Source organism: Myxococcus sp. CA039A, assembly GCF_013336645.1.
GTDB classification, from domain to species: domain Bacteria; phylum Myxococcota; class Myxococcia; order Myxococcales; family Myxococcaceae; genus Myxococcus; species Myxococcus llanfairpwllgwyngyllgogerychwyrndrobwllllantysiliogogogochensis.
Map to the genome: position 1 here is coordinate 1 of NZ_JABUMQ010000471.1, position 6454 is coordinate 6454.

Sequence of the window (6454 nt, forward strand, 5' to 3'; positions counted from 1 at the left end):
AAGAATCAACTTCGTCGGCTCCGTGTCCGTGACGAGCGCAGGGACGACATCCACTTCGGCTTCCTCGTCCTCGGCTGCTGCGTCATGCTCTTCCGAAGCCTCTATCCTCACATTTGATAGAGGCTCTAAGCGCTGGTGGCGACCTGCGAGGCCAACGGCGTCAACCCCGAGGTGTACCTGGCCGACGTCCTGCTCCGCTTCCAGACGCATTCCAACTTGCGCATCGCGGAGCTGCTGCCGCACAAGTGGAAGCGCAGGCAGACCACGGGGCTGCCTGAGTCACACCTCCAACCCTCTCTCTGAACACCCCTCCGGTCGCGGCGTCCCCTGGGCACGGACCTCGTCTATCTTCAACCATTCACTCCGCGTCACTGACTGGACGGATACATTCTTTGAGAGAGACCAGACGCCGGACGTCCGTGACGCTCAATCGTGCCGCGAGGACGCGCCTGCGCCAGAGGTTTTGCGGCGCGTCCCGCTCGGAGGCGGCGAAGAACTTTTTTGTGCGACAAGCCCAGTCGATGCATAGCCCTCTGCATGGAAGCCCGACTTGGTGACCACGCCGGTACGTGCCGTCAGCAGCTCCATCAAGTCCACCACGGGGGCATCCGGTGTCTTGGCCACCAGGCGCCGCAGTTCTCCGGCCACCTTGCTGCGAATGGGCGAGAATTTCTCCCCTCCTCGGGGGCGTGGATTCACACCTCCAGTCTCCCGATGCAGCCGCAGCACCCGGCTGACTGTCGCCTCGCCCAACCTCACCCCGGCAGTGCAGGAACTGAAGAGCATCGACTGAACCCTCTCACGCGACGTCTATCTTGACGCTCACCGCTTCCAAGCACGTCAACCCCGCCCTGGGTTAGCAGCGCCCGCTGGGAACTGTGCAGGGGCGGCTCCAGTCGTCACTGGTGGAGAGCCATCTCTATCGCAACCCGGCAACCAACAGTTTTCTAAAAAAATCAGAAAGGGATGTCGTTATCCACTCCCTCAAGCTCTAGGGCTCTTCTTCCGATGTGTTCGATCATTTCAGTAAGGGATTCATATGCAGTAAACAATTGCCTCCATGGGAGTTCATTCCAACTGAGGAGTGTTCCCGCAATTTCATGAACTTTTCGCATTTCATCTGAACTAGGAGCCAAACCATGGCTGTCCGATATATCCGACAACGACTCAATAGCCATGGTCAGTCCCCTAAAGGCCCACCACATTTTGAACCGAACATCTTCAGAGAATATGAAGCCAATCTTGAATCCACCTGACGTCCACACAGCCCGGGATAGCCCGTATGGAGAGACTTGAAGTCCGGCAATCTCTGCCTGCTCGAGCGTCCTGCCATAATCAAGAAAATATCGCGCACCGACTGCCAGCCCGCCTCTAACAAAATGATGAATTCTCAATCCAGGAGACTGGCAAATAAAATACGTTCGACCAACATCTACCACGGGAACCATGATCGCAGGAGCCTTCTCAAGACACTCTCGATAGAAGTCTAGCTCCTGTATCGGATGCACCAAGACTCCGGCACCATCCTCCACGCGATATCCATAAGACGAATCAATCCCTTCCGCCTTATGCATGATTACGGTAAGGATTCGACACTCCCCATCCGAGAGTGTTCGGACGTCTCTTGTTCCGAGATGGGAGAAGGGAATTCGAAGCCGCTCCGACATTTCACGTAGCGAGATGTTTCGCCCAACAAGTGAAAGGCGCTCCACGTTTGCATGAAATACCGAAAATCGATCTGTGCCAGGTGGAGCCAATCCAAACTCGGAATCCAACTCGCCCTTCTCGATTTGCAGTTCGTTCTTTCCTTTGTGGAAGATTCGCCTCCCGTCTCTATACCAATCATCAAGTGCACCAACAACCTGTGCACGCTCCGCCCCATCCAGTTCCTGCAACAGTTCACCCGCGAATGCCAGGTCAGCCTCGCCGAGTTCAGCCTCAGTCATGAGTTGCCAAGCTGGTGAAAGATAACGGAGGCCAGACCGCCTGCTTCTAAGGGTATCCACAACATGCTCTGCGCATAGATATTCTCTAAAGGATCGGTGCGTAAAGACAACGGATTCTGTGCCGGCTGACTTGTGTAGAAACAGGGAGAGACATAGTGAGTGCGTTATCGTGTCAATCTGTTCTTCCCCGATACCATTAAAGCCAGACTGAAGGGTGTCGCTGACATGTCGGCGTGAAAGACCCGCGACCTCCTTTTCGTCCGAGTATCGCTGCTCCATGCGTAGATACTCCCACGCCAATATTCGAAGTGCCTTTCGAAACGCATTCGGTCCAGCCAGTTCAGCGAGCACATCCATGCCATGAAGAACTACTTGATGCGCCTCTTGTACATCCGACCATTTTCCGGTTGAAATCTTCTCAATAAACCGTCGGTAGAGCGACGCCTTTGAGATCTTCCTTAGAGCAGCAGTTTCGTCCCAGCCATAGGCAGCCATCACAAGTAGAATTGGCGTACCGGCCAACTCGGGGTCGAGAGTCGCTGAGACCTCCTTGAACGTCAGTGACTTGGGTCCAAAGAGCCCGGCAACCGCATCAAGCCACTGTTGTCCACGAGCCTCATCGAAACGCTGGAGTTCAATTTCCCAGTCATTGGTGCTGAGCCACTTCTCGCTAAAGGCATGCGGGCGACTAGCAACAACCACTCGCACACGTTCTCCATTTGAAATCTGGCGCATTTCGTCTATCCAGCCCCTAGCCTCCTTTTCCGCCATGTGGACTTCGTCGAAGCTGTCAAGCAATAAAACTAGTTTTTGAGTGGTCCACAATTTCTCTATCGCAGAGGGCGCTAGTGTTGTCTGCTTTGAGAGGCTATTCTGGACGGCTGCCTTAAGGGTCGAGACGTGCCCAGAAAGAATTTCTGGACACTTAAGTAGAATCGGAAACGGAGCCTCGGCAGGGGCCTTCTGCCACTCTCCAGCCAGGTCTGCCGCAAGACTCTTAAACGTTAGTGATTTTCCGTACCCAAAAGGAGCATGAAGCATTACGAGGTGCGCCTTGGACTCCGATGCCAATGCCCTTCGAATCACATCCTTGACGGGGCCTCGCGCTAGGCCGGAGGAATCCTTGACTCGAGCTCGCCGCATTGTTGCCTCAGGTTCGACGTATGTCGACCTATGCATCAACAAGGGAGGTTCATTGCGCTGAGCCGACTGGCGACCAAAGACGTCCTCATCTAAGGTGGCAATTAGTTGTTGAGAGATAGTCCAGAGTTCCCTGTTGAGTTGGGCCTTGTCAATTGACCCATCTACATGTTTCAGAATTGCCTCCGAATTGAGCCGAGTAACGCGCGCTTCAATGCCGGGAATCGATATCCACAGTTCATGGATCCTATTCGGCATTTTCCGGATGATGGCTTCGACCAGTGGACGCGGATCGACGTCTTCCTCAAGCTGTAGTTCGTCTCGAACCTCATTGCAAATCAATGCGACGGCCTTGTTGTTGAGGCCCTCTTCAAAAAGCTCGGCTGGGCTCTTTGCGCCTATGTCGAAAGCAACTTCGGAGGCCCGGGGTGAGGTTATTGCCTCGACAAACCAATATGGGTCAAGGCGCCTGGCGAGCTCTCGGGCCGTAGTCATCGAGGTGTTTATGGAGACAATATCGTCAGGTAGTTCGCTCAGGAGTTCTGACCATGCCAGTCCTGCGAGGTCGAAGATGCTCCCGCTGCTAAGTAGCCTGTCTCTTGTTGATTTTTTGATGTTCAGTCGTTCGATTGTATTTCTTATTGCTGCAGGGGCTTCACCTGAGACACCCCCAATGAGCTCCTTCTTGAATGATGCGATAAAAGGAGCGCCCGCACTGAGTATTGCTTCTCCCCCACTCTTGATGAGAGCACGGGCAAACAATCCAATTGCGATACTTGTCATGTCCGGCATCGAGCCTCTGCCTTCCTGGGTAGTTGCGTCATTATGGAGCAGATGGGCCCGCTGGAGATAGCGGCCGTGCTGAACGATTAGCCTGATCCAGTCGTGGAGCGTTCCTGGTGCCTCATTGCGGCCATGTCGCCCAAACGGAAGGCCACCCTGACAAGGTGCCTGTCCTTCATTTATGCCGGCGACGACGTTTCGGTGCCCTGCACTCGCTTGGTGAAACGACCCAGCCACACGGCCCGAATTCTGCAGGGGTCGTCGACGCCAGCCTGGAGGCTGGGTGCGGCCCGCCCCCCCTTTTTTTTTCTACGCCGGCAAATATGGCCTGAGCCCCGGGTGTTGCCCCGCTGAGAATAGGAGGGCGTCATGGCACGGACGACAGCCCGCCCTGTCGCCACCCACGAGGTGAGAGTCGACAGCGAGCGCCGGCGCTGCTAGGCGTGTGGGACGAGGACAAGGGTTGTCTGGCGCTCGCGGCGCTGTGTGACGACGCTCGCTGGCGTACATATACATCTGCGGCGCCACACTATCTTCGGCTCGTATGGCGGGTAGCTTCGCAGCTCCTTCTCTTGGGGCTCTTGAATGGGTGCGAGGTCCAGTTCCTCCACAACCTTCATCACGAAACGTGCGAGGTGGTTCTCCGGCAGTTGTTCCGGCTCCGTCGTGGATTGTCGGGCACGAACGCGCCCCACACCAGTCCTCACGAAAAAGCCCCCACGCGGCGCTCGCTGGGCGAAAGTCGCAACCCCGTGCGCCGTCTCTCCCGTCCCACCCCGCCGCGTCCGCTCCCCTCTCCCGCGAGGTTCGCGGCATGAGCGTCTGGAGCTGGCTGGGTCGGTGGTTCCCCTCGCTGCGCAGCGAGCACGTCCCCATCTTCTACGAAGAGGACTACCGACTCCCCCTCACCGGCATCGAGTCCACCGTCGGCGTCGAACCGCGCGGCGTGGACTTCACCACCTGGTATCTGCTGGAGAAGCACGTCGTCCGCCCCTCGGACGTCTACCGGCCCAGGCCCGTGAGCTACGCGGAGATGTCCCGCGTCCACGACGCGACCTACCTGGAGTCACTCAGCCTCCCGGAGACCCTGGCTCGCATCTACGCTGTCGACCCGTCCGAAGTGCCCGTGGACACCCTCCTGTCCAACGTGCGTCTCGTCTGTGGCGGCACCCTCGGCGCCGCGCGTCTCGCCTTCGGCCGCCGTGGCCCCGTGGTGAACATGTCCGGCGGCTTCCACCACGCCGCCCCCAGTCGCGGCGGCGGTTTCTGCGCCGTCAACGACATCGCCATCGCGCTCGCCTCCCTCAACGCGGATGGCTACGAAGGGCAGACTGTCGTCCTCGACCTCGACGCCCACCCTCCCGATGGCACCGCCGAATGTCTGGCCGGACATCCGAAGGTCTGGATTGGCTCGCTGTCCGGCAGCGACTGGGGCTCGCTGCCCGAAGGCGTCGACGAGACGCGCGTGCCCGAGGGCATCACCGACGACGGCTACCTCGCGCTGCTCGAGGCCACGCTGTCGCGCATGCCCAAGCCCGACCTCGCCTTCGTCATCGCCGGCTGCGACGTGCTCGCCGGTGACCGCTTCGGACGCGTGGGTCTCACCGTGCAAGGCGCGCGACGACGAGACCAGCTCCTGGCGCGCGCGCTGCGCGGTGTGCCCAGCGTGTGGCTCCCCGGCGGCGGCTACCATGCCGAGTCCTGGAAGGTCTTCGCCGGCACCGTGCTCGTGTTGTCCGGCATGGGCGGTCGCCGCATCAAGGACCGCTATGACCCGCTGAGCGCTCGCTATCAACGCATCTCCCGGTTGCTCTCGCAGGAAGGCGAGCCGCTCGATGAGCCGCTCACACTGGAGGACCTGGAGGGCTCGCTCGGCCTGGGCGGCACGTTGCAGCCCCGCGTGCTCGGCTACTACACCGCGCAGTCCCTGGAGTACGCCCTCTTCCGCTATGGCCTGCTGTGGCAGGTGGAGCGCCTGGGCTACAGCCGCCCGCGTGTCGAGGTGGGCTCCACCGGCGTCGGAGACCGCATCAAGGTCCTGGGCCGCGCGGGCGGACAGGAGCACCTGCTCGTCGACGCCGTCGTGGAGCGGCGCACCATCGCGGGCGAGCCCTTCTTCTTCGTCAACTGGCTGAGTCTGCGCCATCCCCGCGCGCGCTTCAGCGAGCGCCGCCCCCAGCTCCCTGGCCAGGACGTCCCCGGCCTCGGCCTCGCGCGCGAGGCCACCGAGATGTTCGTGCTGATGGCCAAACGACTCGGCCTCGCGGGCGTGGCCTCACGGCCCATGTGGTACCACCTCGCCGTGGTCGCCCGGGCCCGCTTCCGCTTCGTGGACCCCGCGCGTCAGGGTCGCTTCGAGGCGATGATGCGAGACCTCGCCCACCTGCCCCTGCTCGAAGCCACGCGCGCCGTGGCCGAGGGCCGCGTGTCGCTCAACGGCGAGCCCTACCGCTGGGAGCCGGATGACGTGGTGCTGCGCCTGGAGCCCGTTCCCGTCGACACCGACGTCATCGCCGCCGAGCGCGAGCGCTGCCACTTCACCGTGGAGTCCCGGCACGGTTGAGCCCCCGCCTGCTCGCCCACCC

The 6454-nt window shown here is 60.0% G+C and carries 2 protein-coding genes and 1 pseudogene; 2 read left to right on the plus strand and 1 reads right to left on the minus strand.

Going from position 1 to position 6454, the window contains the following annotated elements; all coding sequences use genetic code 11:
- Positions 1 to 129 precede the first annotated feature (129 nt).
- Positions 130 to 303: pseudogene (locus HR086_RS43605) on the plus strand (transposase domain-containing protein); the annotation flags it as partial.
- A 653-nt stretch (positions 304 to 956) separates the two neighbouring features.
- Here the strand turns inward: HR086_RS43605 and HR086_RS43610 are convergent.
- A complete protein-coding gene (locus HR086_RS43610) occupies positions 957 to 3869 on the minus strand; it encodes an NACHT domain-containing NTPase (protein WP_174468593.1) in 2913 nt (970 codons plus the stop codon).
- A gap of 814 nt (positions 3870 to 4683) precedes the next feature.
- Between HR086_RS43610 and HR086_RS43615 the strand changes: the two genes are divergently transcribed.
- Positions 4684 to 6432 (plus strand): histone deacetylase, encoded by a 1749-nt coding sequence (locus HR086_RS43615; protein WP_174468594.1) that lies wholly within the window; start codon positions 4684 to 4686, stop codon positions 6430 to 6432.
- The last annotated feature ends 22 nt before the right edge of the window (positions 6433 to 6454 follow it).

Excerpts from the sequence above, each read along its gene's own strand:
- HR086_RS43610 (WP_174468593.1), bottom strand. The coding sequence starts at position 3,869 with ATGACAAGTATCGCAATTGGATTGTTTGCCCGTGCTCTCATCAAGAGT.
- HR086_RS43615 (WP_174468594.1), top strand. The coding sequence starts at position 4,684 with ATGAGCGTCTGGAGCTGGCTGGGTCGGTGGTTCCCCTCGCTGCGCAGC.